The organism is Deefgea sp. CFH1-16 (assembly GCF_016881365.1).
Taxonomy (GTDB): Bacteria; Pseudomonadota; Gammaproteobacteria; order Burkholderiales; family Chitinibacteraceae; genus Deefgea.
In genome coordinates this window covers 1,356,668-1,378,727 of record NZ_WLYT01000001.1, presented here as the reverse complement: position 1 = coordinate 1,378,727, position 22,060 = coordinate 1,356,668, and the positions used below count along the sequence as shown (strand labels likewise).

At 51.9% G+C, this 22,060-nt stretch carries 18 protein-coding genes, 3 tRNA genes and 3 pseudogenes; 9 read left to right on the top strand and 15 right to left on the bottom strand.

Annotated features, from left to right (window positions below; genetic code table 11):
• Nucleotides 1-163: 163 nt before the first annotated feature.
• Together GKO28_RS07585 and GKO28_RS22200 are read left to right on the top strand one after the other, a co-directional pair.
• Nucleotides 164-943, top strand: a complete 780-nt coding sequence (locus GKO28_RS07585) for an SDR family oxidoreductase (protein WP_182075862.1) — start codon at nt 164-166, stop codon at nt 941-943.
• Nucleotides 936-2,474 (top strand): LTA synthase family protein, encoded by a 1,539-nt coding sequence (locus tag GKO28_RS22200; protein WP_182075861.1) that lies wholly within the window; start codon nt 936-938, stop codon nt 2,472-2,474. Before GKO28_RS07585 ends, GKO28_RS22200 begins: the two co-directional genes overlap by 8 nt.
• A 180-nt stretch (nt 2,475-2,654) precedes the next feature.
• On the opposite strand, the gene GKO28_RS07575 is transcribed toward GKO28_RS22200, so the two are convergent.
• From GKO28_RS07575 to cadR, 12 genes and pseudogenes are all read right to left on the bottom strand, one after another.
• Nucleotides 2,655-3,158 carry a transposase gene (locus GKO28_RS07575; protein WP_182075860.1) on the bottom strand — a complete coding sequence of 168 codons (504 nt, stop codon included), beginning with the start codon at nt 3,156-3,158 and terminating at the stop codon, nt 2,655-2,657.
• 171 nt (nt 3,159-3,329) lie between these two features.
• Nucleotides 3,330-4,103: a 2-oxo acid dehydrogenase subunit E2 gene (locus GKO28_RS07570; RefSeq protein WP_182075859.1), complete on the bottom strand. Its 774-nt coding sequence runs from the start codon at nt 4,101-4,103 to the stop codon at nt 3,330-3,332.
• Between the two features lie 46 nt (nt 4,104-4,149).
• The gene (locus tag GKO28_RS07565) at nt 4,150-5,460 is read right to left on the bottom strand and encodes an aminotransferase class I/II-fold pyridoxal phosphate-dependent enzyme (RefSeq protein WP_182075858.1); all 1,311 of its coding nucleotides are present in this window, start codon (nt 5,458-5,460) and stop codon (nt 4,150-4,152) included.
• Nucleotides 5,457-6,896 carry a beta-ketoacyl reductase gene (locus GKO28_RS07560; RefSeq protein WP_203563998.1) on the bottom strand — a complete coding sequence of 480 codons (1,440 nt, stop codon included), beginning with the start codon at nt 6,894-6,896 and terminating at the stop codon, nt 5,457-5,459. Before GKO28_RS07560 ends, GKO28_RS07565 begins: the two co-directional genes overlap by 4 nt.
• 10 nt (nt 6,897-6,906) lie before the next feature.
• The gene (locus GKO28_RS07555) at nt 6,907-7,767 is read right to left on the bottom strand and encodes a zinc-binding dehydrogenase (protein ID WP_203563997.1); all 861 of its coding nucleotides are present in this window, start codon (nt 7,765-7,767) and stop codon (nt 6,907-6,909) included.
• Nucleotides 7,733-7,915, bottom strand: a complete 183-nt coding sequence (locus GKO28_RS07550) for a hypothetical protein (protein WP_182075855.1) — start codon at nt 7,913-7,915, stop codon at nt 7,733-7,735. The genes GKO28_RS07555 and GKO28_RS07550 overlap by 35 nt, the downstream gene beginning before the upstream one ends.
• Nucleotides 7,879-8,730, bottom strand: coding sequence for a hypothetical protein (locus GKO28_RS07545; protein ID WP_182075854.1), 852 nt, complete (start codon nt 8,728-8,730; stop codon nt 7,879-7,881). Before GKO28_RS07545 ends, GKO28_RS07550 begins: the two co-directional genes overlap by 37 nt.
• Nucleotides 8,630-10,042, bottom strand: coding sequence for a polyketide synthase dehydratase domain-containing protein (locus GKO28_RS07540; RefSeq protein ID WP_374220717.1), 1,413 nt, complete (start codon nt 10,040-10,042; stop codon nt 8,630-8,632). Before GKO28_RS07540 ends, GKO28_RS07545 begins: the two co-directional genes overlap by 101 nt.
• A 9-nt stretch (nt 10,043-10,051) precedes the next feature.
• Nucleotides 10,052-10,180, bottom strand: a pseudogene (locus tag GKO28_RS22740) (hypothetical protein); the annotation flags it as partial.
• Nucleotides 10,125-11,813 (bottom strand): acyltransferase domain-containing protein, encoded by a 1,689-nt coding sequence (locus tag GKO28_RS07535; protein WP_182075853.1) that lies wholly within the window; start codon nt 11,811-11,813, stop codon nt 10,125-10,127. The pseudogene GKO28_RS22740 and the gene GKO28_RS07535, both read right to left, overlap by 56 nt.
• The gene (locus GKO28_RS07530; RefSeq protein ID WP_182075852.1) at nt 11,782-12,930 is read right to left on the bottom strand and encodes a polyketide synthase; all 1,149 of its coding nucleotides are present in this window, start codon (nt 12,928-12,930) and stop codon (nt 11,782-11,784) included. Before GKO28_RS07530 ends, GKO28_RS07535 begins: the two co-directional genes overlap by 32 nt.
• A gap of 492 nt (nt 12,931-13,422) precedes the next feature.
• Complete coding sequence (gene cadR, locus GKO28_RS07525) at nt 13,423-13,851, bottom strand: Cd(II)/Pb(II)-responsive transcriptional regulator (RefSeq protein ID WP_182075851.1); 429 nt, start codon at nt 13,849-13,851, stop codon at nt 13,423-13,425.
• A 391-nt stretch (nt 13,852-14,242) separates the two neighbouring features.
• On the opposite strand from cadR, the pseudogene GKO28_RS07520 reads away from it, so the two are divergent.
• The 7 genes and pseudogenes from GKO28_RS07520 (at nt 14,243) to GKO28_RS07495 (ending at nt 21,542) form a co-directional block, all read left to right on the top strand.
• Nucleotides 14,243-16,505 (top strand): annotated as a pseudogene (locus GKO28_RS07520) (heavy metal translocating P-type ATPase).
• Between the two features lie 386 nt (nt 16,506-16,891).
• A pseudogene (locus GKO28_RS22735) lies at nt 16,892-17,233 on the top strand (PAS domain-containing protein); the annotation flags it as partial.
• A 215-nt stretch (nt 17,234-17,448) separates the two neighbouring features.
• On the top strand, nt 17,449-17,523 hold the full coding sequence (locus tag GKO28_RS22730; RefSeq protein ID WP_374220761.1) for a hypothetical protein: 75 nt from the start codon (nt 17,449-17,451) through the stop codon (nt 17,521-17,523).
• Between the two features lie 69 nt (nt 17,524-17,592).
• Nucleotides 17,593-18,897 (top strand): serine dehydratase subunit alpha family protein, encoded by a 1,305-nt coding sequence (locus GKO28_RS07510; RefSeq protein WP_182075849.1) that lies wholly within the window; start codon nt 17,593-17,595, stop codon nt 18,895-18,897.
• Between the two features lie 78 nt (nt 18,898-18,975).
• Entirely contained in the window at nt 18,976-19,356 is a 381-nt protein-coding gene (locus tag GKO28_RS07505; protein WP_173532613.1) for a RidA family protein, read from the top strand.
• Between the two features lie 198 nt (nt 19,357-19,554).
• Nucleotides 19,555-19,863 (top strand): DUF5710 domain-containing protein, encoded by a 309-nt coding sequence (locus GKO28_RS07500; RefSeq protein ID WP_182075848.1) that lies wholly within the window; start codon nt 19,555-19,557, stop codon nt 19,861-19,863.
• Between the two features lie 98 nt (nt 19,864-19,961).
• A complete protein-coding gene (locus GKO28_RS07495) occupies nt 19,962-21,542 on the top strand; it encodes an ABC transporter substrate-binding protein (protein WP_182075847.1) in 1,581 nt (526 codons plus the stop codon).
• A gap of 65 nt (nt 21,543-21,607) precedes the next feature.
• Here the strand turns inward: GKO28_RS07495 and GKO28_RS07490 are convergent.
• From GKO28_RS07490 to GKO28_RS07480, 3 genes are all read right to left on the bottom strand, one after another.
• Nucleotides 21,608-21,683, bottom strand: a tRNA-Met gene (locus GKO28_RS07490).
• An 87-nt stretch (nt 21,684-21,770) separates the two neighbouring features.
• A tRNA-Met gene (locus GKO28_RS07485) sits at nt 21,771-21,846 on the bottom strand.
• Nucleotides 21,847-21,893: 47 nt separating this feature from the next.
• Nucleotides 21,894-21,969 (bottom strand) — tRNA-Met (locus GKO28_RS07480).
• Nucleotides 21,970-22,060: the final 91 nt, after the last annotated feature.

Genomic DNA, 22,060 nt, shown 5'->3' with positions numbered 1-22,060 from the left:
TATTACGTCAGTTTCCTCTGTCTATTCCCGATGTGGCACGTCTTAAACCAACGCCTAATTTTGCAGGCTTGGTATAGGCCTATCTTGCGAATAGCTTGCGGACTAGTCCGCAGTGACGAGCCGCGGCTGGGTTTGGGTATCGATTTAATTGGATTTTTATTGCATGCATCAATCGGATTATATTCCTCAATCCATTTTAATTACCGGCGCTACGGGCGCGATTGGTGGCGCTTTGGCGCTGGCGTATGCCGCGAGCGGGGTGCGTTTGATTTTGCTCGGCCAGCGCGCAGATCGCTTGGAGGCGGTGGCGCAAGCTTGCCGCGAGCAAGGCGCGAGTGTATTGCCGGTGGTGCTCGATTGCCGTGATATTGACGCTTTGCAAGCATGGGCGGCGCGCTGCTTGGTGAACGACGTGCCGGATTTATTGATTGCCAATGCCGGGGTCAATATTAATGTGTCTGATACCGCCGAGGGCGAGTTGTGGGCCGATATGCAGCGCCTATTTGAGGTGAATGTATTGGCCACCTTGGCCTTGGTGAATGCGTTTTTACCGGCGATGCGCCAGCGCGGATCGGGGCAGATTGCTTTGGTTAGCTCGTTGGCGGCGTATTTTGGCCTGCCGATGACGCCAAGTTATAGCGCTAGTAAGGCGGCGATTAAGGCGTATGGCGAGGGTTTACGCGCTTTATTGGCTGATGAGGGCATTGCGGTGAATGTGATTATGCCGGGCTATGTGACCTCGCCAATGTGCGAGGCGATGCCTGGGCCTAAGCCTTGGCAGTGGTCGCCCGAGCGGGCGGCGGCGTATATTCAGCACGGTTTGCAGCGCAATCGGGCGCGGATTAGTTTTCCTTTTCCGCTCAATTGGGGCAGTTGGTGGTTGGCGGTGTTGCCCGCGGCGTTGTCGCAGCGAGTTTTGCGTTGGATCGGTTATCGTGTTTGATGGATTGCTTGCGGGGTGGGGGTTGCTGGCGTCGGCTTGTGCTTGGCCGATAGCGCTGGGGCTGATTGCCACGGTGTTGATTGAGCGCTTGGCCCAGCCTCGGCCACAGGCGATTTGGCGGCGACCTTGGGCGATGAATGCCTTGTTGGTGTGCGCTTGGGCGGGCTTATTTTGTTTTGAGCTGGCTTTGTTTCAGCGGCCAGCGTTTGCGGCGGTGCTGGCAACGGGTTTGTTGCTGCTGCTGGTGCTGATTAGCAATAGCAAGTTTCATAGCCTGCGCGAGCCGTTTATTGTGCAAGATTTTGAATACATCGCCGATGCGATTCGCCATCCTCGCTTGTATTTGCCTTTTTTTGGCGTGGCGAAGGCGCTATTTTGTACCGCGCTATTTTTTGCGCTGCTGTATTTGGGCGTGGCGCTGGAAGATTCGGTGTTGAACTCTGTGAGCTACGCCGTGTATTGGTCGGCGTGGGCGGGCTTGGTGTTGGCGGTTTGCTTGGCGGTGCAGTTATTGCGCCGCGCGGTGCCAGCGATGCAGTTTTGTCCAACGCAGGATCAGCAGCAGTTTGGGTTTTTTGCGACTTTATTTGCTTATTATTGGGCCGAGCAACGCCACCCTCAGTTGACGCCACCGACGTGGCCGATGCCGCAGCCGAATCAGGGTGTGTTACCGCATTTATTGGTGGTGCAAAGCGAGTCTTTTGTGGATTTTCGCCGTTATTATCCGCAAATTCGCAGCGACATTTTGAGTGAATATGATCGATTTTGCGCCGAATCATTGCAGTACGGCCAGCTGGCAGTACCGGCTTGGGGCGCCAATACCGTGCGTAGCGAATTTGCGTTTTTGTCGGGTTTATCGCCGCAGCAATTGGGCGTGCATCAATTTAATCCTTACCGCCGTTTTGCCCGCCAGTATTCGGCGTCATTGGCGGCGCAGTTGCGCCAGCAGGGTTATCGCACGGTGTGTATTCACCCGTATGCCGCCAGTTTTTACCACCGCGATGCCTTGTATCCGCAATTGGGTTTTGATGAATTTATCGACATCAGCGCCTTTGCGCCACCGCCTGCCGGCATGCCGTATGTGGATGATTTGCAAGTGGCGGCCAAAATCGGTGAGGTGCTGGCGCAAGCGACGCAGCCGACGTTTATTTTTGTTATCACCATGGAAAACCACGGCCCTTTGCATTTAGAGCAATTGGCAGCGGGCGACGCCGAGCAGGTGTACCACGGCGCAGCGCCCAAAGACGGCGAAGAATTAACCATTTATTTGCGTCACCAAGCCAACGCCAACCGGATGTTGGCGCAACTACGAGCGCAACTCACCGCCTTAAGCCGACCCGCCACTTTGTGTTGGTACGGCGACCATGTGCCGATTTTGCCCAAGGTCTACGCCACCCACGGCGAACCCAGCGGCAACACCGATTATTTTATTTGGCAAACCCCACGTGAGGGTGGCGAAACAATAAAACCCCATCACCACCCCCTCGCCGCCCACCAATTAGCTGGTGAGATATTACGATCATGGCGTTAATGCCATAAATTCAAAAATGTACATTTACATGTAGGGTGGAATAAGCTCCGCGCATTCCACCGTTTACCAAGCACGCCACCGGTTACCGCGTTCACGTGGACGCGATGCTCGGTGGAATGCGCTTTGCTTATTCCACCCTACGGCGTGGATGTTTGGATATCGATTCGTAGAGTTCCACCATTAATCGCCCGCCCAATCCAAAGGATAAAGCCCTTGCCTGACCCAACGATGGAAGGTTGAATGGGGCCAATCTTTTACCTTGGTGACTAAGCCATGTTTAAACGGATTGATGTGTACGTAATCACAATGCGCGGCAAAGTCTCTATCATCGCGAATTAAATGCTCCCAAAATCGTCGCTGCCAAATACCTCGCTCGCCAAGGCGTTGTTGTACCGTAGAACGAAATTCAGTTTTGGGAATTTGCTTTGAAAAATTAGATTTAATCAAAAACCAGCGCAGAGAAAAATCAGTATCACCGGCTGGTAATTCAATCACACAATGCAAGTGATCCGGCAACACCACCCATGCGTGAATGATAAAAGGGTGGCGTTGTTTCACGCCTGTCACCACACGGCGTAAGACATCAATATGCCTTAGCAATAAATCATTGCCATGCCGATGCAATAAATTCACCGTAAAAAAGTAAGTGCCACCCGGACACCAAAGGCGATGATAATTTGACATGCTTTATTGTATGAAAATACAAAATAAATGCAGGTTGATGTATGTTTTGTGTAGGGTGGAATAATGTGTAGGGTGGAATAAACGAAGTGCATTCCACCGTTCACCGCATTCACGTACGCGCTGCTCGGTGGAGGCGCTGCTTGGTGCGTGGCTTGGTGGAATGCGCTTTGCTTATTCCACCCTACTTTGAGCTTGTTCGAGGTGGGTGACTAGGCGGTTGGCGAAGCGCATGAGGGGGGCGCCGTCGGTGACGTCGTGGTCGGCGCTGAGGTTGAGTTGTATATATTCGCTGGTTTTGAATTGCTCGCCGCTGGCGACGATGCGCTGGCTGGCACCGCCGATGGATAGCGTTAGGCTGAGTGGCGATATGGGGAGTATCACCGCAGCGCCTTTGGCAAACATGCCGTTCGAGGTAATACCCACCGTGCCGAGCATTTGCTTGCGCGAATAAGGGTCGTAGCGCAGCCACCACCACACTGGTTTTCTGAGCCAGCTAGGCAGCTTAAAAAACGCCAATTCTAAGGCGGTGAGTGGCCCGCCGTTGCCGATTTCGCCGGTTTTGGCTTGGCTTAATTCGGCTTGGATTTGCGTTAGATTTTTGCTGGCGGCGTTGCGAATGATGTAATGCAAAGGTTGGTAGGATTGATCGGTCAGTTGCCGCTCGATCATCACGGCGATATCGACTTCTTGAAAAATCACCCGCCGTGTTTTGCCGCGCAAACTCGATTGAATCGCCAAATCTTCATGAACCGCAGAGGCTAAACCTTTGGCAATCCAGCTGGTGAGCGAGATGCCGTGGTCCTTGCGGTATTGCTGCGCGGTGTCGCTGCAAAATTCGCTCACTAGATGGATATTATTTTTGCGCCGACCTTCGCGCAAAATATCCTCGATCAGGTGGCGCTCGACCGGGATTTTTTTGCTCGATGGCGGGCGCTTTGGGCGCAAATAGCTCGGTGATGAGTTGCCGAAAAATCAGCGAATACTTGGCCATTTATGCGCGTAATGCCGCTTGCAGTGCGTCGAGCGTGGCGTCGATTTGTTGTTCGCTGTGCTCGCAGCTAATAAAAAATCGCAGTCGCGCGGCTTTTTCTGGCACGGCGGGGTACAAAATCGGCTGCACATTCATCCCTTGGGCAAATAGTGCCGCCGATAAACGCGCGGCTTTCAGCGAGCTGCCAACAATCGCCGGGATAATCGCTAGGCCTGCGCTGTGGCCGGTGTCGATGCCGCGCTGTTTGGCTTGCGCCAAAAAATATTGCCCGCGAGCTTGTAGCGTTTGCACCCGCTGGTTTTCTTGCTGCATACAGTTAAGTGCTGCCAAAGCCGCTGCGGCAACGGGGGCTGGCATGCCGACGCTGTATAAAAAGCCGGGGGCCAAAAACTTTAAATGCTCAATCAACGCCGCTTCGCCAGCGATATAGCCGCCGCACGCCGATAGCGTTTTGCTCAGGGTGCCCATCCAGATATCAACGTCTTGCCCAGCCACGCCAAAATGCTCGCGGATGCCCATGCCGGTTGGCCCCATCACGCCAAATGAATGCGCTTCATCGACCATCAGCAAGGCGCGGTGGCGGTTTTTGATTTCGATGAGCTGTGGCAGATCAGGAAAATCCCCGTCCATGCTGTAAATGCCTTCAACCACAATCAACACCCGCTCAAATTGGCGGCGCTGCGTGCTGAGGATTTCATCCAGCGCGGCGTAATTATTGTGGGCAAACGGTAGGCGTTTGGCGCCCGACAGCAAAATGCCTTGCAAGGCGCTGTTGTGAATCAGCTCGTCATGCAGCACCAAATCTTTAGGGCCAAATAAATGGCCGATGGTGCTGACATTGGTGGCGTGGCCACTGACAAAAGTGACCGCGTCATCGACGCCATACGCATCGGCAATGGCGCGTTCCAGCTCACGGTGAATCGGCCGCTCGCCTGAGACCACGCGGCTGGCCGAGACCGAAACGCCATATTGATCAATCGCGTCTTTGGCCGCTTGGTGTACTGCGGGGTGCTGATTTAAATCGAGGTAGTTGTAGCTGGCAAAGTTGATATACGGCTGGCCGTCGATTTGGCTGATTGCGCCAGCGATGCCGTCGTGTTGCTTAAAAAATGGGCTGGCAATGCCCATTTTTTTGGCGCCTTCATTGATGATACGCAGCTGCAAATAGCCCGGATGCAGATGAAAACGATAAAACGCTTCGGGGATATCGTCGCGCGCAGCGGGGCGAGCGATGGGCGCTTCGGCGTTTTTAAGCTTGCGCTCGAGCGCTTGCTGAATCAGCTGGTCTTTCAATTTGCTGGTGATACTCATTGAATAATCCGCGTAGTGCTTTGCTGGCTGATTTGGCTGGCTAAAGCATGTGAATCGGTTTCGCTACTTGCGCCGTGCACGGCAGATAAATGCTGCACTTGTGCCAATGTGGCGTCGTCGCTGACGGCTTCGTGGTGTTTAAGCTGCAAAATCAAGCGATCAGCTAGCTTGTTAATCGTTGGGCTTTCGCTTAATGCCATCACTGGCAGGCGGGTACCAAAACGCTCTTCGAGCGCCACCACCAGCTCAACGCCCATCAACGAATCTAAACCGATGTCGTATAAAGAGCCGCTGGCGTCGATTTTGTCGGCATTCACGCGCAAAATCTGCGCGACTTCTTGCTTAAGCATGCTGACAAACGTAGCGTGCAGCTCAGTGTCGCTTAGCGTGTCGATCAAGCTTTGAATATCGCTGGCTTGGTCTGTGCCTTGGTCATTGCTTTGCATGCGGCGGGCGATGGCGCTAAATTTTGGCGATTTGGCGCTGGGTAAAAAGCGCGCCAAAGCCGGCCAATCGAGCTCTAACACGCTCAAGCCCGAGCTTTGCTCGATCAGCATTTGCTCTAGATAATTGAGTGCTTGATCAGAGCTCAGTGCCTTGCCGCCCATGCGATTTTGTAGCGCATCTTTGATTTTTTCGTTACGAGCCAAAAAGCCCACGTCGTCAATCGCACCCCAGCAAACGCTGGTGGCGGGTAGGCCTTGCGCGCGGCGTTGCTCTGCGAGTGCTTCCATATAATGATTGGCGGCGACATAGCTCGCTTGGCCCGGATTACCAAAAATCGTTGTTGCCGATGAATACAGCACAAAGAAATCCAAATCGAGCGGCGCGCTCAGTTGATGCAAGTAATCGGCACCGAGCATTTTGGGCGCCAGCACTTTATTGATTTGCGCCGGATCGGTATTGCGAATCAGCGCGTCATCAATCACCACCGCGGCGTGCACAATGCCTTTGAGCGGCGGCATGGTTTGGCCAAAGTGGGCAAACACTTGGGCGAGCTCGGCCAATTGGGTGACGTCGCAAGCCAGTGGCAACACTTTTACGCCGCGCAGTCGCAGCGCGGCAATCGCCGCTTGCGCTTCGGGTGCGCTTGGGCCGCTGCGGCTGATTAACACTAGGTTTTTAGCGCCTTTATCCGCTAGCCATTGCGCGGTTTTAAGGCCAAAGCCAGCTAAACCACCAGTGACCAAATAGCTGCCCTCAGCCGACAATTGCAACGCGGCTGGTTGCGGCGCGGCATGTTGCGCCATCAGGCCATGCGAATAAGTGACGACAATTTTGCCGATTTGTTTGGCCTGCTGCATATGGCGGAAGGCGTCGACAATCTGCTCGGCATCAAACACTTGATACGGCAATGGCGACAATACGCCCTCACTAAACAGCGCCATTACTTCAGTAAACAAACGCTGGGTGAGCGCTGGGCGCACTTGCATCATTTGGTCGGCATCAATGCCGAAATAAACTGATGTTATTGCGAAACGGCCGCAGGCCAATTTTGCTGTTTTCGTAAAAATCGCGTTTGCCTAATTCTAAGAAACGGCCAAACGGTTTAAGTACCGAGAAATTGCGATTAATCGCTTCACCAGCCAGCGAATTGAGCACCACATCCACACCTAAATCAGCGGTGTCGCGCAAGATTTCATCGGCGTAGCTGAGCGAGCGCGAATCATAAATATGCTGCACGCCCATTTGCTGCAAGAAGGCGCGTTTTTCATCGGAACCGGCAGTAGCGTAGATTTCTGCGCCTAAGTGCTTGGCCAATTGAATTGCGGCAATACCTACGCCACCGGCGGCACCATGAATTAAGATTTTTTCACCGGGCTCTAAGCGCGCTAGATGCTGCAGTGCGTAGTACACGGTGAAAAATACGCTCGGAATCGTCGCTGCGGCAGCAAATGAAATACCAGCGGGGATTTTGGCAATGGCGCTGCTTTGGGTGCGTACCCGATTGGCAAAGCTCGATGGGCCAAAACCAACCACTTCATCGCCAACTTGATAACCTACTACGTCGGCGCCCACTTGGCGCACCACGCCAGCAAATTCAAGCCCTAAGGTCGGGCCAGCAAAGCCGTTTTCGACTGCTTCATCCGAGAGTAAACCCAGTGCATACATCACATCGCGGAAATTAAGCCCAGTGGCCACAACGTCGATGTCGATTTGATCGGCAGCCAGCGGCGCAGGCGTGGTGGCGGCCCAGCGCAAATTGCGTAATTGACCGGGGAATTCAAAACCAAGCTGGATGATTTCGCCGTCGCTGGCGGCGGATTTTTCGCTATGCGCCGCTTGAACTAACTGCAGGCGCGGCACAAAGCGCGCGCGCATTGGCGTCGATAATGACTTCTTGCTCGGGACTCTTAGCGGCGATTTCTCGCGCTAATGCGGCGGTCTGAATCGCCGAGTTGTTGTTGGCAAAGTCGATTAAGTGAAACGCCGCGTCGCTGGCTTCATTGAGCAAAGTGCGGGCAAAACCCACAGCGCACTGTCGGCGCGATCTAACGCGGGTGCTGTTGGGGTTAGATCGGTGGCGCCTTGGGTGATAATCCAGCAATCAGCAGCGCATTGGCTGTGCTCGACGGCGTTGAGTAATTGCGCCAATTGCCCACAGCGTTGGGTTTGTTGCGCTAGCACGCTTAAGCTGTCGCTGGCAGGGCGATACCCCGGGTGCAAAATAATATGCCCGCGTTGCGCGCTAAATAATTGGTTGATAACGGCATTGAGCGGCTGCTCGGTGCTGGCCTGATGCAGCTCGGCAGTGATGCCTTGCACGCTCAGTTGTTGCTGCAATTTAGCTCGCCATGCTTGGTGTGCTGCATCGTCGATTTGCGCTGGATCGATAAGGATGAGGCAAGGCGTGATATCGCTGGCCGTGGCCATTATCGGCGCGGGCTGATCTAGGGTGGCGATTTGGAAAAACAAGTCAGTATATCGATCAGGCGCAACTTCAATAAGCTCGGCACAGCAATACCCTTGCTGGCTGAGGTGGCTGGCCCAGTATTCGCTCGGGTTTTCAATCGGCTGAGCTAGATCAGCGCAAATAAAATCCAGCCATTGCGAACGATGACGACCAATCAGTAAGAGTTTTCCTTGTGGCGCCAATTGCGCGCTGGCATAAGCGATGGCGGTTTTGGCGCTGCTGACATCACTAAAGTCCAGACTCACTATCGCTAGATCAACGCCGTGTGGCACGGTGCGCTCGATTTGATCGATGGCTGGGATTTTCTCGATGCGTAAATCTGGCAGCTGCTGCCGCCATTGCGTGAGCTCCGCCAAGGTGTCGTCCGATGGCGTGGCAAACCCATAGTCGCAGTGGGCCAAATCGAGTTGGCTGGCGGCTTCTTGGGCAAAAATCGGTGTGCCTTCCGCGACTTCTAAAATACTCAGGCGTTGGCCAATATCGAGCATCGCGGCGTGCTCGGCAAGCAAATCGGCGATCTGTTTGGCTAAAGTTTGTTGGCGCAGGACCGCCCAAGGCAGTGCGCCACAGGCTTGGGTAATCGCTGGCGGCGAGTTGCGGCTGAGCCGCGCTCGGATCAAAATCGGCTTGATGGCGAATTTTGGCCAAACCAATGGCATGAATGCTGTGGAAATACGCGCTGTATTCGCTGACCAACACTTGCCAAATGGCATTGGCGCTAATGCCGTCGTCGCTATTGGCGCTGCGTTGCCATTGATCACCATGGCGCTCAATCAGCTGATCTTTGGCGGCAATCACCAAGCAGTTGAGATAGCGCTCAGAATTGTTGGCCGCATCCAGCTCGCCCAGTAGCTCGATATTGCTATGACTAGCAAGGCTGTCGAGCAGTGGCTCGACTTCGTTTAAATAGCGATTAAATTCGGCTTGCTCGCTTAAGCTGGCAACGTGTTGCTGCAGGCTAGCAGCCAGTGCGGTAACAGGCAGTTGTGGCAATTGCTGCGCCGGTAAAGGCGCGGCTTGGCCGCGATAGTGCAACAGATGCAGGGCATCGTGCTGGGTTTTACGCAGCCGAACGCTGCGAAAGCGCGCTTCTTTAATCGCGACAATCACTTCACCCGCGGCGTCGCAAATGATGAAATCTGCGGTTAAAGAATGCGGCGCACGTTGAATCAGCGTGAGCTGGGCCAAAGCCGGTGGATTGGCGTTGCTGGCAAAAGCAATGCGGCCAATTTTGGTGGGCACAAACGCCACGCCCGATAGCGCCGCCATTTCGTCTTGTAATAGCTGAATAATCAGCTGGAATGTGCAATCGAGTAGCGCCGGGTGCAAGTGATAATCGGCCAGCTCGGCTTGCAGCTCGCTTGGGTATTGCAGCTTGGCAATGACTTGATTGCCATCGATCCAGCCGTGCTCAACACACAAAAATGCCGCGCCGTAATCTAGGCCTGCTGCTTGAGTCAGCGCTTGATGGCTGGCGCAGTTAAAGTCGACATCGCGCTGTGGAATTTGAATATGGCTTTGCGCGAGTAATAGCGCATTGGGTTCGGGCTTAATGCGCGCCTTGGCATGGCTGGTCCATACGTCTTCACCACAATAGTCTCGCGCACTGATGTGGATTTGTTGCCCGCTGATGACGGTGCGGACCAGCTTGGTAGGGGTTTCGGCCAAAATCAGTGGTGCGAGAATTTCTAATTCTTCAATTTCAATCAGTGCACTTGGGGTGTGCTGGCTGGCCGCTGCCAGCGCCAGCTCAACATAGCCAGTGCCGGGGAAAACTACCGCATCGCCGACGACATGATCGGCCAGTACGGTGTTTTTTAATGGTGTCGAGTTGGTTTTCCCAGCTGCTAGCGTGTTGCTTGAGCGCGTAGCCCAGCAAGGGGTGCAGCATGTCGCGGCTCAGTTGCCCTAGCGATTCGGTGCTGCTATTGACCCATAAGCGTTCGCGTTGCCATGGGTAATTGGGCAATTGCATAAATTGCCCGGGCGTTGGAAATTGCGTCGCCCAGTCAATTTCGCAACCACTGGCGATAATGCTGGCCATGGCGCTAAAGACTTTATTTTCGCAGTGTTCGGTTTTGCTTAATGTGCCAAGCACTAAACCTTCGCAAGCATTATTTTTTAGTGTTTCTAAAATATACGAGCGCAATACGCTGTGTGGGCCGACTTCTAAAAAGACATTGGCGCCGGATTGATTGATCGCGTTAATGGCATTTTCAAATAGCACCGGTTGGCGGATGTTATGCCACCAATATTGGGCATTAAGTTGTTCGCCGCTGAGTAATTCGCCGGTTACGGTGGAATAAAATGCAATGCTATTTAATTGCGGTTTAATGTCGCTGAGTGCGGCAATTAAATCGTTTTCAATTGGATCCATTTTTGCGCTGTGAAATGCGTAATCCAAATCCAAGCGTTTAAAGCGAATATTTCGCGCGGCAAGTTGCGCTTCGATTTGGCTTAAGGCATTGACTTCACCAGCCAATGTAATCCCCCGCGCACTATTGACACCCGCAATGGCAATATTGAGGCCGCATTCGGCTAATAGCGCATTCATTTCGCTTTCGCCCATGGCGACGGCGGTCATTTGCCCGCTGCCTTTGGTTTTGCCTTGCATGCGGCTGCGATGATAAATCACTGCGGTGGCGTCTTTGAGCGTTAGCGCGCCAGCGGTCCATGCGGCAGCCACTTCACCGACGCTATGCCCGGTGACGGCCGACGGGGTAATGCCTTGGCTGCGTAGCATTTGCACTAGGGCAACTTGAATTGCAAACAGCGCGGGTTGGGCGATTTCGGTTTGTGCGTAACGATGGTCGCTATCTTGACCATTACGGCCGGCGATTTCGTCTTGTAATCCATAGCCGCTGAGCGGCATAAAATGCGCGTCGACTTCGGCAATAGCTTGTTGAAATACGGCGTTGCTGGCGAGTAAAGATCGGCCCATGCTGGCCCATTGCGAGCCATTGCCAGAGAAAACAAATACCGGCCCTTGCGCCTTGGCGATGGTTTTGCCGCCGAGTAATGGCTCTGATTGCGCAATGACTTGGCTTAAAAATGCGCTCACTTCGCTTGGCGTTTGGCAAAACGCCATCACTTGATGCGGGTGTTGCTCGCGGCGTAGAGCGAGCTGGTAAGCCAGATCATAAACGTTGAAATCGGGCGTTTTGGCCAAGTAGTCATTCAGATTGCTGGCGGCAGCGGGCAAGGCAGCGGCGGAGCGGGCGCTTAAAATAATCGGCAACGCTTGCGCTGGTGCGGCTGACGCGCTGGCCGCGTGTTGTGGTGCGCTTTCTAAAATCACATGGGCATTGGCGCCACCAAAACCAAAGGAATTCACCCCAATCACTAAGCGGCCAGTGGCTTTTAATGGCTGCGCTTGGGTGACAACTTTTAGGTTGAGCTCAGCAAATTTAATTTTTGGATTGAGTTTTTTTAATGCCAATCGTCGCTGGCACCATCCGGTATTGCAGGCAATGCAAGGCTTTGACTAAACCGGCGACGCCTGAGGCGGCTTCTAAATGCCCCAGATTACTTTTGACCGAGCCAATGAGTAATGGCGATTCGCTGCTGCGGTGCTGGCCAAGCGCAAGGCCAATGGCGCGGGTTTCGATGGGATCGCCGACAGCGGTGCCGGTGCCATGCGCTTCGAGATAATCAATTTCGCTGGCTGCGATACCAGCTTTGGCATAGGTTTGCTTGAGTAGCTCGGCTTGCGCGGTGCAGCTGGGTACGGTGAGGCCATTTTTTTTGCCATCGGTATTGACGCCTGAATGCGCAACCACGGCAATAATCGGATCGCCATCGGCAAGGGCTAAATCATAATCTTTTAAGACAAAAATCCCGCCGCCTTCTGAGCGCACATAACCGTCACCAGCTTCATCAAAGACATTGCAATGGCCTTTTTTGGACAGCATTGAGGCTTTGGAAAAAATAATAAAGCCATAAGGGTGCAAATGCAGGCTAATGCCGCCCGCTAAGGCTTGGGTGTTTTCGCCAGAAAGAATCGATTGGCAGGCTTGATGAAAAGCCACCATTGAGGATGAACAGGCGGTATCAATCGCCATGCTCGGGCCACGTAAATCAAGCGCATAGGAGAGTCGGTTAGCGGCAATACTGGCGGTGTTACCCGTGGCAACGGCTGAATCAATCGCGGCTAAGTCGTCGGCTAAACGATAGGAATAATCAGCGCTGGCAATGCCAATATACACGCCGCACTGGCTGCCTCGGATCGTTGATGGTTTGATGCCAGCGTTTTCTAAGGCTTCCCAACTGAGCTCAAGCAAAATGCGTTGTTGCGGATCCATTTGCGCCGCTTCGCGCGGGGCAATGCCAAAAAAGCCCGCATCAAAACCAGAAATATCGCCAATTGAACCGGCTTTAAAGGTGTAGCTGGTGCCGGCGTGGTTTTTATTGGCGTGAAGAAAAGCTTCCTTAGACCAGCGGCCAGCCTCGACTTCGGTAATGAGATGTTCTTCATTGAGAAGATTATCCCAGTAGCTATTACCAGTTGAATTAGGCAGTCTGTGAGAATAACCGAGGATGGCAACGCGTTTTGTCATTGAGATGTATTAACTTTTTGTGAGCTGTTGAATAGCAATTTTAAAATACAAATATTTGCTAGAAACGTTAATTAAATTAAAGTTCATACTGAAAAAATTAAAGTAGTACGAACGTTGAAACAGAGTGCGAGCGGGCGTAAATTTTAACACTGCTTTGGGATTATTTCACTGCTAATCATGTTTATTTTAAGTTGACAAAATGTTACGCATTTTTTTTGATGAGCTCTTTTGATAAAGAGCAATGTGTATGGCTTTTGTTCTAATCAGAGGGCGTGATAGATAATAAATCTAAGATTTTTTCCTGGAACTGTAATTAGATCTTTAAATTGAAGGTGTATTCAATAAAATCAATAACTTAAGACGTGTTTTTGTTTTTTTGATATATATGGTAAAAAGAATTAAATAATAATTTTTCGTGCATTTTACTTTGCATATTCAGTGCTTTACGTACGATTTTTGGGTTTTATGTTAAATAAAAATAGGCGTATTGCTTTACCCAAGATGCGTGCGTTTTTTATCCAATTTGCTGGGGGTTTCCATGTCGGCTAAGCCTTGCAAAATACCGCAAGGGTTGTGATTGCTTTGGCAGTGTTGGCGTAGCTCGGCCAGTTGCTGTTTGAGTTGTTCGAGTTCTTTGATGCGGGTGTCGACGTGGGCGATGTGCTCGTCAAACAGGTCATTAATCGCGCTACACCCATCGCCGCCTTGATCGGCCAAATGCAGCAAGGTGTGGATTTCTTCGTGGCTCATATCGAGTGCGCGGCAATTGCGGATAAAGCGCAGTCGTTCAATATGCGCCGGGCCATAAACGCGAAAATTGCCGATGGTTCTTTCGGCGGTTGGCAGTAGCCCTTCTTTTTCATAAAACCGTATGGTTTCAACCGAGCATTGCGCCAGCTTGGCCAGTTCGCCGATTTTCATTTCTCGATTCCTTTATCCGTGTTGTTGCATTGCTTGATTCAAATGGCTGGGTAGCCGCGTGCGCAAACCCTGCGGATTTGCACACCCTACGGTGAAACTTAGGTTTTGTAGGGTGCGCCTTGGCGCACGCGGTTGCGATGAGGCGGCGTGCGCAAACCCTGCGGATTTGCACACCCTACGGTGAAACTTAGGTTTTGTAGGGGCGCCTTGGCGCACGCGGTTGCGATGAGGCCGCGTGCGCAAACCCTGAAATTTGCCCGCTTTACGATCACACTTTCACGATCTACCGAATTAAATTTTGCAATACTGCACATCGTTGATTTTAGCGGTTGACTCTATAGTAACTTCAGGGTGTGTAATGTGTTTAATGTTTAATCGTTGGAGCTGCCTGATGTCGCAATATCGTCAACATTCTTCCGCGCATGCGGCGCATTCGTCGGTTAGCCATGCGGCGTGTTGTGCGGGGCACAGCGAGGGTGAGGCATTGACCACCTTGGCTGCAGCTGAGCTAACAGCGGATGGTTGGGCGCAAACGCCGATTCGCATTATGCAAATGGATTGCCCGACTGAAGAGGCTTTGTTGCGTAAAAAACTCGGCGCGATGACGGCGGTTTCGGGTTTGGAATTTAACCTCATGCAGCGGGTGCTGACGGTGCAGCATCAGCCCGAAGCGCTTGAGGCGATTTTTGGCGGCGATTCGCAGCTTGGGCTTTACGCCCGAGCTGGGTGAGGCGGTGGCCACTGACGCCCCGACTAAACCCTGGTGGCCTTTGGCGCTAGCGGGGGTGGCGGCCTTGGCCGCTGAAGTGACGCATTGGCTCGATGGACCAACGCTGTTGGTGGCGGGCTTGGCGCTGCTGGCGGTCTTGGCTTGCGGCTTAACGACGTATAAAAAAGGCTGGATTGCACTCAGCAATGGCAATTTAAATATCAACGCTTTGATGAGTATTGCTGTGACCGGGGCAATGCTGATTGGTCAGTGGCCCGAGGCGGCGATGGTGATGGTGTTGTTTACTGTGGCTGAATTAATCGAGGCCAAATCGCTGGATCGGGCACGCAATGCAATTCAAGGTTTGCTACGACTGGCGCCGGATAAGGCGACAGTGCAGCAAGACGATGGCAGTTGGCTGGATGTCCCTGCGCAATCGCTGCTAATTGGTCAGCGCGTGCGGGTTAAACCGGGCGAGCAAATCGCAGTGGATGGGCAAATTTGCGCTGGGCAATCGACGATTAATCAAGCGCCGATTACCGGCGAGAGTTTGGCGGTGGATAAGGGCGTGGGGGATCCGGTATTTGCTGGCAGTATTAATGAGGCCGGTTCTTTTGAATTTACCGTGACGGCATTGGCCAGTAATAGCACTTTGGCGCGGATTATTCATGCAGTAGAAGCTGCGCAAGGAACACGCGCACCGATTCAACGCTTTATTGATCAATTTGCACGGGTATATACCCCCATCGTGTTTGCGATTGCGCTCTTGGTGGCGATACTCCCACCCTTGGTTTTTGCCGGTGATTGGTTGGCGTGGATTTACAAAGCCTTGGTGTTATTGGTAATTGCTTGCCCCTGCGCTTTGGTGATTTCAACGCCGGTGACGATTGTTAGTGGTCTGGCCGCCGCAGCGCGGCAAGGGATTTTAATTAAGGGCGGGGTGTATTTAGAAGAAGGCCGCAAGCTGGCATGTATTGCGCTGGATAAAACCGGCACGCTGACGCATGGCAAGCCAGTGCAAACCGATTTTATTGATTTGCAAACTGAGGCGCAGCAAATAGCCAGCGCGGCGCAAGGCATCGCGGTTGAACAATTAGCCGTGAGTTTGGCACAGCGCTCAGATCATCCGGTATCGCGCGCTTTGGCGCTGGCGGGTCAAGATGTAGCACTGTTAGAGGTGAGTGGTTTCACGGCTTTGCTTGGCTTGGGCGTAGAAGGGACGATTGCGGGTCAGCGCTATTATTTAGGCAATCATCGTTTAATTCATCAGCAAGGCTGGTGCTCGGCAGAGCTGGAAGCGCAATTGTTGCCACTGGAAGCGCAAGGTAAAAGCGTGATTTTATTGGCCAGCGAGCAAGGGGTATTGGCGTTGTTTGCCGTGGCCGATACGGTCAAAGACAGTAGCCGCCAAGCGATTGCTGAGCTGCATGCCTTGGGGGTCAAAACCATGATGCTCACTGGCGACAATGTCCACACCGCGCGCAGTATTGCCGAGCAAGTCGGCATTGATGAAGCCCGTGGCGATTTACTGCCAGCGGATAAATTAGAGCTGATTGTCGCGCAGCAGGCGCAACTCAAGCCGGGCCAAAAAATCGGCATGGTTGGGGATGGGATTAATGATGCGCCCGCTTTGGCGCGCGCCGATATTGGTTTTGCGATGGGCGCCGCTGGCAGCGGCACGGCGATTGAAACCGCTGATGTGGCATTAATGGATGATGATTTACGCAAATTGCCACGTTTTATCCGCTTATCGCAGCAAACTCACCGCATTTTGCTGCAAAACATCGCCTTGGCGCTGGGGATTAAATTGCTGTTTTTGATCTTAACTTTGCTCGGCTACGGCAGCATGTGGATGGCGGTTTTTGCCGACGTGGGTGCGAGTTTATTGGTGGTGGCCAATGGTTTGCGATTGCTGCGCACTGATGCTTTGTTTAAACATGAATAAATTGGATTCACACCGATTTTTGGCTGTGAAATGACTCGCTCAAACCCGCGTTAAACCACGCGGGTTTTTTTTGCTCTTTTGATCGGCGAACCGAGCGAATGATGTCGCTTCGCCTGCGTTGCGAGTGGCCGCACTGGCTGGCAGAAGGCGATAGATATAATTTCGTGAGAATAATTATTTATTTTACTCATGGTTTGAGTGTGTTGCTCGGCTTGGTGGGCGATGGGTGGAGTCGGGTAAAAGACCAATCTAGATGCTGGTTTAATCAGCATTTTGTGAATAAAAAGCCCGAAAAAGTAACAATATTTACCGTTAAGTTGTGATTGATTTTTTATCATTAAGATTGATATACTTTCGATGAGATAAATTTTATTGTGCACGACGTGATGAAAATACAAATAGATGCCCAATTATTGGTCGACTTTATTGCCGCCGTTTTGGGTGAAGATTCTGAAGTCGTCGTGCATGATTTATCCGATGTGAATGCGTCGCTGGCGGCGATTAGCCATGGCCATTTATCGGGTCGTGCCGTTGGGGCGCCGGCGACGGATCTGGCGCTGCGCATGCTGCAAGAATGTATGCAGTCGAGCGACGTGAGCTACAAACTCAATTACCGCAGTAAAACGCGAGGTGGTGTGTTGCTGCGCTCTTCCACCTTGATTATTAAAGGTGAGAATGGTCAAGCCGCAGCCATGCTCTGCGTGAATACCGATGATAAGCGCTTGCTTGAGTTGCAAGAGTCGGTCAATAAGCTGCTTCCAGCGGATATGGCCGAACAGCATCAAGAATTGTTGTCGGCATCGGTCGACGATGTTGGGCAAGAAATTTTACACAGTGTGTTAGAGCAATACCCGATCGCGCCATCGCGGATGTCGGCTGATGAGAAATCCCAAGTCGTGAAAGATTTAGAGAGCAACGAGGTTTGTTTTCAATTCGTGGCTTTGTGGCTAAAACGGCGGCGATTTTGGAGATTTCTGAGCCTACGCTGTATCGCTATCTAAAAACCAATACTCATTAAACCCAGTGCGGCGCGCCACGAGCGCAGCAGCATGCTGAGATATTTGACATCAAAAAGGTCTTAAAACGCATGAATATGTCTTCTTCACACGCCCTATGGCCAGAATTTATTAAAGCCGTGCAGCACGAAGTAGCGCCTGCCTTGGGCTGTACTGAGCCAATCTCTTTGGCTTTAGCTTCAGCAATTGCTGCGCAGCATTTGGCAAAAACGCCAGAGCGCATTGAGGCCAAGGTGTCGGCCAATTTAATGAAAAACGGCATGGGGGTAACAGTACCGGGTACGGGTACCGTTGGTTTAAAAATTGCCGCGGCGGTGGGTGCATTGGCGGGCAATCCAGATGGTAAATTGGAAGTGCTCAAAGGCTTAACACCGGCGCAAGTGGATGCGGGCAAGGCGATGATTGCCGAGCAGCGCGTTGAGTTATCGATTGCCAATGTGCCGCATATTTTGTATTCGGAAGCGTGTGTGTTTCACTGTGAGGAGTGGGTCAAGGTACGCATTGCCGATAGCCATACCCGGGTTATTTATATTGAGCACAATGGCCAGGTTATTTTTGAATTGGCGGATGTGGGCGCAGCAACGGCTGCCGCCGCTTACGATATTGCCAGTGCGACAGCGCAAGATGTTTATGATTTTGCCACGCTGGCACCTTTAGAAATGATTGATTTTATCGACGCGGCTGGCGTGCTCAATGATGCTTTGTCGCAAGAAGGCATGAAGGGCACGTTTGGTTTACATATTGGCGCGACATTACAGCGCCAAATCGCCGCAGGGCTAATGTCTGAAGGCTTGTTGAGCCAGATCTTGATTCGCACCACCGCTGCGTCAGACGCCCGAATGGGCGGTGCCACGTTGCCAGCGATGAGTAATTCGGGCTCGGGTAATCAGGGTATTGCCGCGACGATGCCGGTGGTGGTGGTGGCTGAGCATATACAGGCGAGTAAAGCGCAATTAACTCGCGCTTTGATGTTGTCGCATTTAATGGCGATTTACATCCACAGCAAACTACCGAAACTATCGGCATTGTGCGCGGTGACAACGGCATCGATGGGTGCGGCTGCGGGTGTGGCTTGGTTGCTCAAAGGCGATTTTAAAACCGTGAGCATGGCGATCTCGAGCATGATTGGCGATTTATCCGGCATGGTGTGCGATGGCGCATCCAATAGCTGTGCGATGAAGGTCTCGACTTCGGCGCAATCGGTTTATAAATCAGTATTGATGGCGATGGATGGCGTTTGCGTAACGGGTAATGAAGGTATTGTGGCGCATGACGTTGATCAATCGATCAATAATTTAGGGCAATTGGCTTGTCAGGGTATGGTACAAACTGACGTGCAAATTTTGCAAATTATGCTGCATAAACAAGCAAAATAATGCCAGAGTAGGATTGAGCGAGTGAATACTGGCTCGTACTGAGTTTGATTGCAGTTTTAATATTTTAAAGGAATGAAGATGAAGGAAATTATTTTTACCGACGCCGCACCAGCAGCTATTGGTCCGTATTCACAAGCGACTGCGTTTGGAAACCTGATTTTTACTTCGGGCCAAATTCCATTAGTGCCAGCAACGGGTGAAGTGATTGCCGGTGATGTGTCGGTGCAAGCACGCCAAGCGTTGGAAAACCTGAAAGCGGTGTTGCTGCAAGGCAATAGCTCGCTCGACAATGTGTTGAAAACCACCTGCTTTTTGGCCGATATGGCTGATTTTGCTGCGTTTAACGTGATCTACACCGAATACTTTGGTGCTGGCGTTCCAGCGCGCTCTTGCGTTGCCGTAAAAACCTTGCCAAAAAATGTCTTGGTTGAAGTCGAAGCCATCGCATATCGCGTTTAAGGTTTTAATTTAACGCGCTAGGCGCGTAATCAATTCAATCATCGCTAAACCATCAAAAATTAATAGATGGCTTAGCGATGATTTTTTTTGCCTGCTGTTTGCGACTGGGGTCGGGGAAGGTTTAAAAAAAAACTCGTCATTAGATGGCAACTGCGTTAATAATCTATTTGTGTACGCAATTATTATGAAAGGTTTTAAATGATTAGTAGCAAGGTGCAGGTGTATTTAAATGTTCCTTTTAAGGAAAAAGACCAAGCTAAGGCGCTAGGTGCACGATTTAACCCTGAGCTCAAGCAATGGTATGTACCGCACGGGGTTGATGTCACTCGGTTTGTGCGTTGGTTGCCCGATGCGGCCCAATTTGCGATTACAGCGGAGACTAGCGCGGCAGTGAAAAAGCCCAAGGCCAAGGTCAAGTCTGCGCCGATTGTGCAAACGCCATTGCCGCCGTTACGGGCATTGCTTCCGGCGAATGCGGATTTGAATGATCCGCCTTGGGATGTTTGAGAGCGGCCGTTTTTTGTTCAAGTTGGGCCAGCTATTTTGATACGACTTTTTTCTTGGGCGCTATAGCGTCATTCTGGTTAATTTATTGGAGTATATGAATGAAGCTAAATAAAATCGCCGCATTAGTGGCAATACTGGTGGTGGGTACTGTGAGTGCCAAGCCGCTTACCGTATGCACTGAGGCCAGCCCAGATGGCTTTGATGTGGTGCAATACAATTCGCTCACCAATACCAACGCGGCAGCTGATCCGATTTTTAATCGTTTGCTCGAATACGATGCGGCGACAGGCAAGCTGGTGCCGAGCTTGGCGCAATCGTGGCAGGTGAGCGACGATCAGTTGCAATACACGTTTAAATTACGCAAAAACGTCGCCTTTCAAAAAACCGATTATTTTCAGCCCAGCCGCGCTTTAAATGCCGATGATGTGCTGTTTAGTTTTCAGCGCATGCTCGATCCAAACCATCCTTGGTATGCCAGCGCCCCGAATGGCTACCCGCACGCGCAATCTTTTGGCTTGGCTAAATTGATTGCGAGTATTAAAAAAACCGCCGATGACACGGTGGTGATTCAGCTCAAGCAAGCCGATGCGACTTTTTTGCCGCTGCTCAGTATGGGGTTTACGTCGATTTATTCGGCGCAATATGCCGATCAATTGCTGGCGGCCAATCAACAGGGGCAGTTAAATACTAAACCGATTGGCACCGGGCCTTTTGCGCTGAAAAGTTTTCAAAAAGACGCAGTGATTCGTTACGATGCGCATCCCAATTATTTTGCCGGCAAGCCCAAGTCAGACAAACTGATTTACGCGATCACCGCCGATCCTGCGGTACGGGTACAAAAAGCCAAAGCGGGTGAATGCCAAGTTGCGCTGGGCGTGAAGCCGCAAGACATCACTGCTGCGCGTAACGATAAAAAGCTCAAGGTCTTGAGTACGCCGATGTTTGCGACGGCGTTTGTGGCGATCAATACCCAGCACAAGCCATTAGATAAGGTTGAAGTGCGCCAAGCGCTGCAATTGGCTTTTGATCAGAAAGCCTATTTAGCGGCCGTATTTGAAGGCACTGCCAGCGCAGCGCAGGGGCCTTTTCCGCTTGCAACGTGGAGCTATTTGGCAGGCAATCATGAACAGCAAAATCTAACTAAAGCCAAAGCGTTATTAAGCAAAGCAGGCCTGCCCAATGGCTTTGAAACCACCATTTGGGTACGCCCTAGCGGCAGCACTTTGAACCCGAATCCGCGCATGGGTGCTGAAATGCTGCAGGCGGATTTGGCCAAAATTGGCGTTCGGGCCGAAATTAAAACCATAGAATGGGCCGAACTCATTAAGCGCGCTAAAGCCGGTGAGCACGATCTGCTGTTTATGGGCTGGACTGGGGACAATGGTGACCCGGATAATTTTTTAACCCCGCAGTTTGCCTGTGCCTCGGTCGAATCTGGGCTTAATTTTGCGCGCTTTTGCCAGCCGCAACTCGATGGCTTGATTCGCTCAGGCAAAACGACCGCTAAGCTTGCCGAGCGCACGCAGCATTACCAAGCCGCGCAAAAAATCATCCGCCAACAAGCGCTATGGATTCCTCTCGCTCATCCACTCACCTCGGTCATCACCACCGATAAAGTCAGTGGCTACGTGGTAAACCCATTTGGTCGGCAAGCTTGGGCGAATGTGGTGGTGAAATAGGGCGAGGTAGCAGAGGTAGCCAGAACGCAAAAAAACCTAGGTTTGAGACCTAGGTTTTTTGGTATTGGTTGCGGGAGTAGGACTCGAACCTACGACCTTTGGGTTATGAGCCCAACGAGCTGCCAACTGCTCCATCCCGCGTCTGTACTGGGTTTCTGCTGCAAAATCCGACGAGCAGAAACTAAAAAACCACCAACCCATTAAGCATGAATCAGTGGCTTAGATATTTGGTTGCGGGAGTAGGACTCGAACCTACGACCTTCGGGTTATGAGCCCGACGAGCTGCCAACTGCTCCATCCCGCGACTGTTTTGTTGCTCTACAAACTTCGACTTGGCTTGCGAAGTAGGTCTGGTTGCGGGAACAGGACTCGAACCTGTGACCTTCGGGTTATGAGCCCGACGAGCTGCCAACTGCTCCATCCCGCGACAGAGAGGCCGAACTATATATTGGATATATCGCTTCGTCAATGCTTTTTTATCGATCATGCTGATTAGGGGCGGAAAAACAGATTAAATC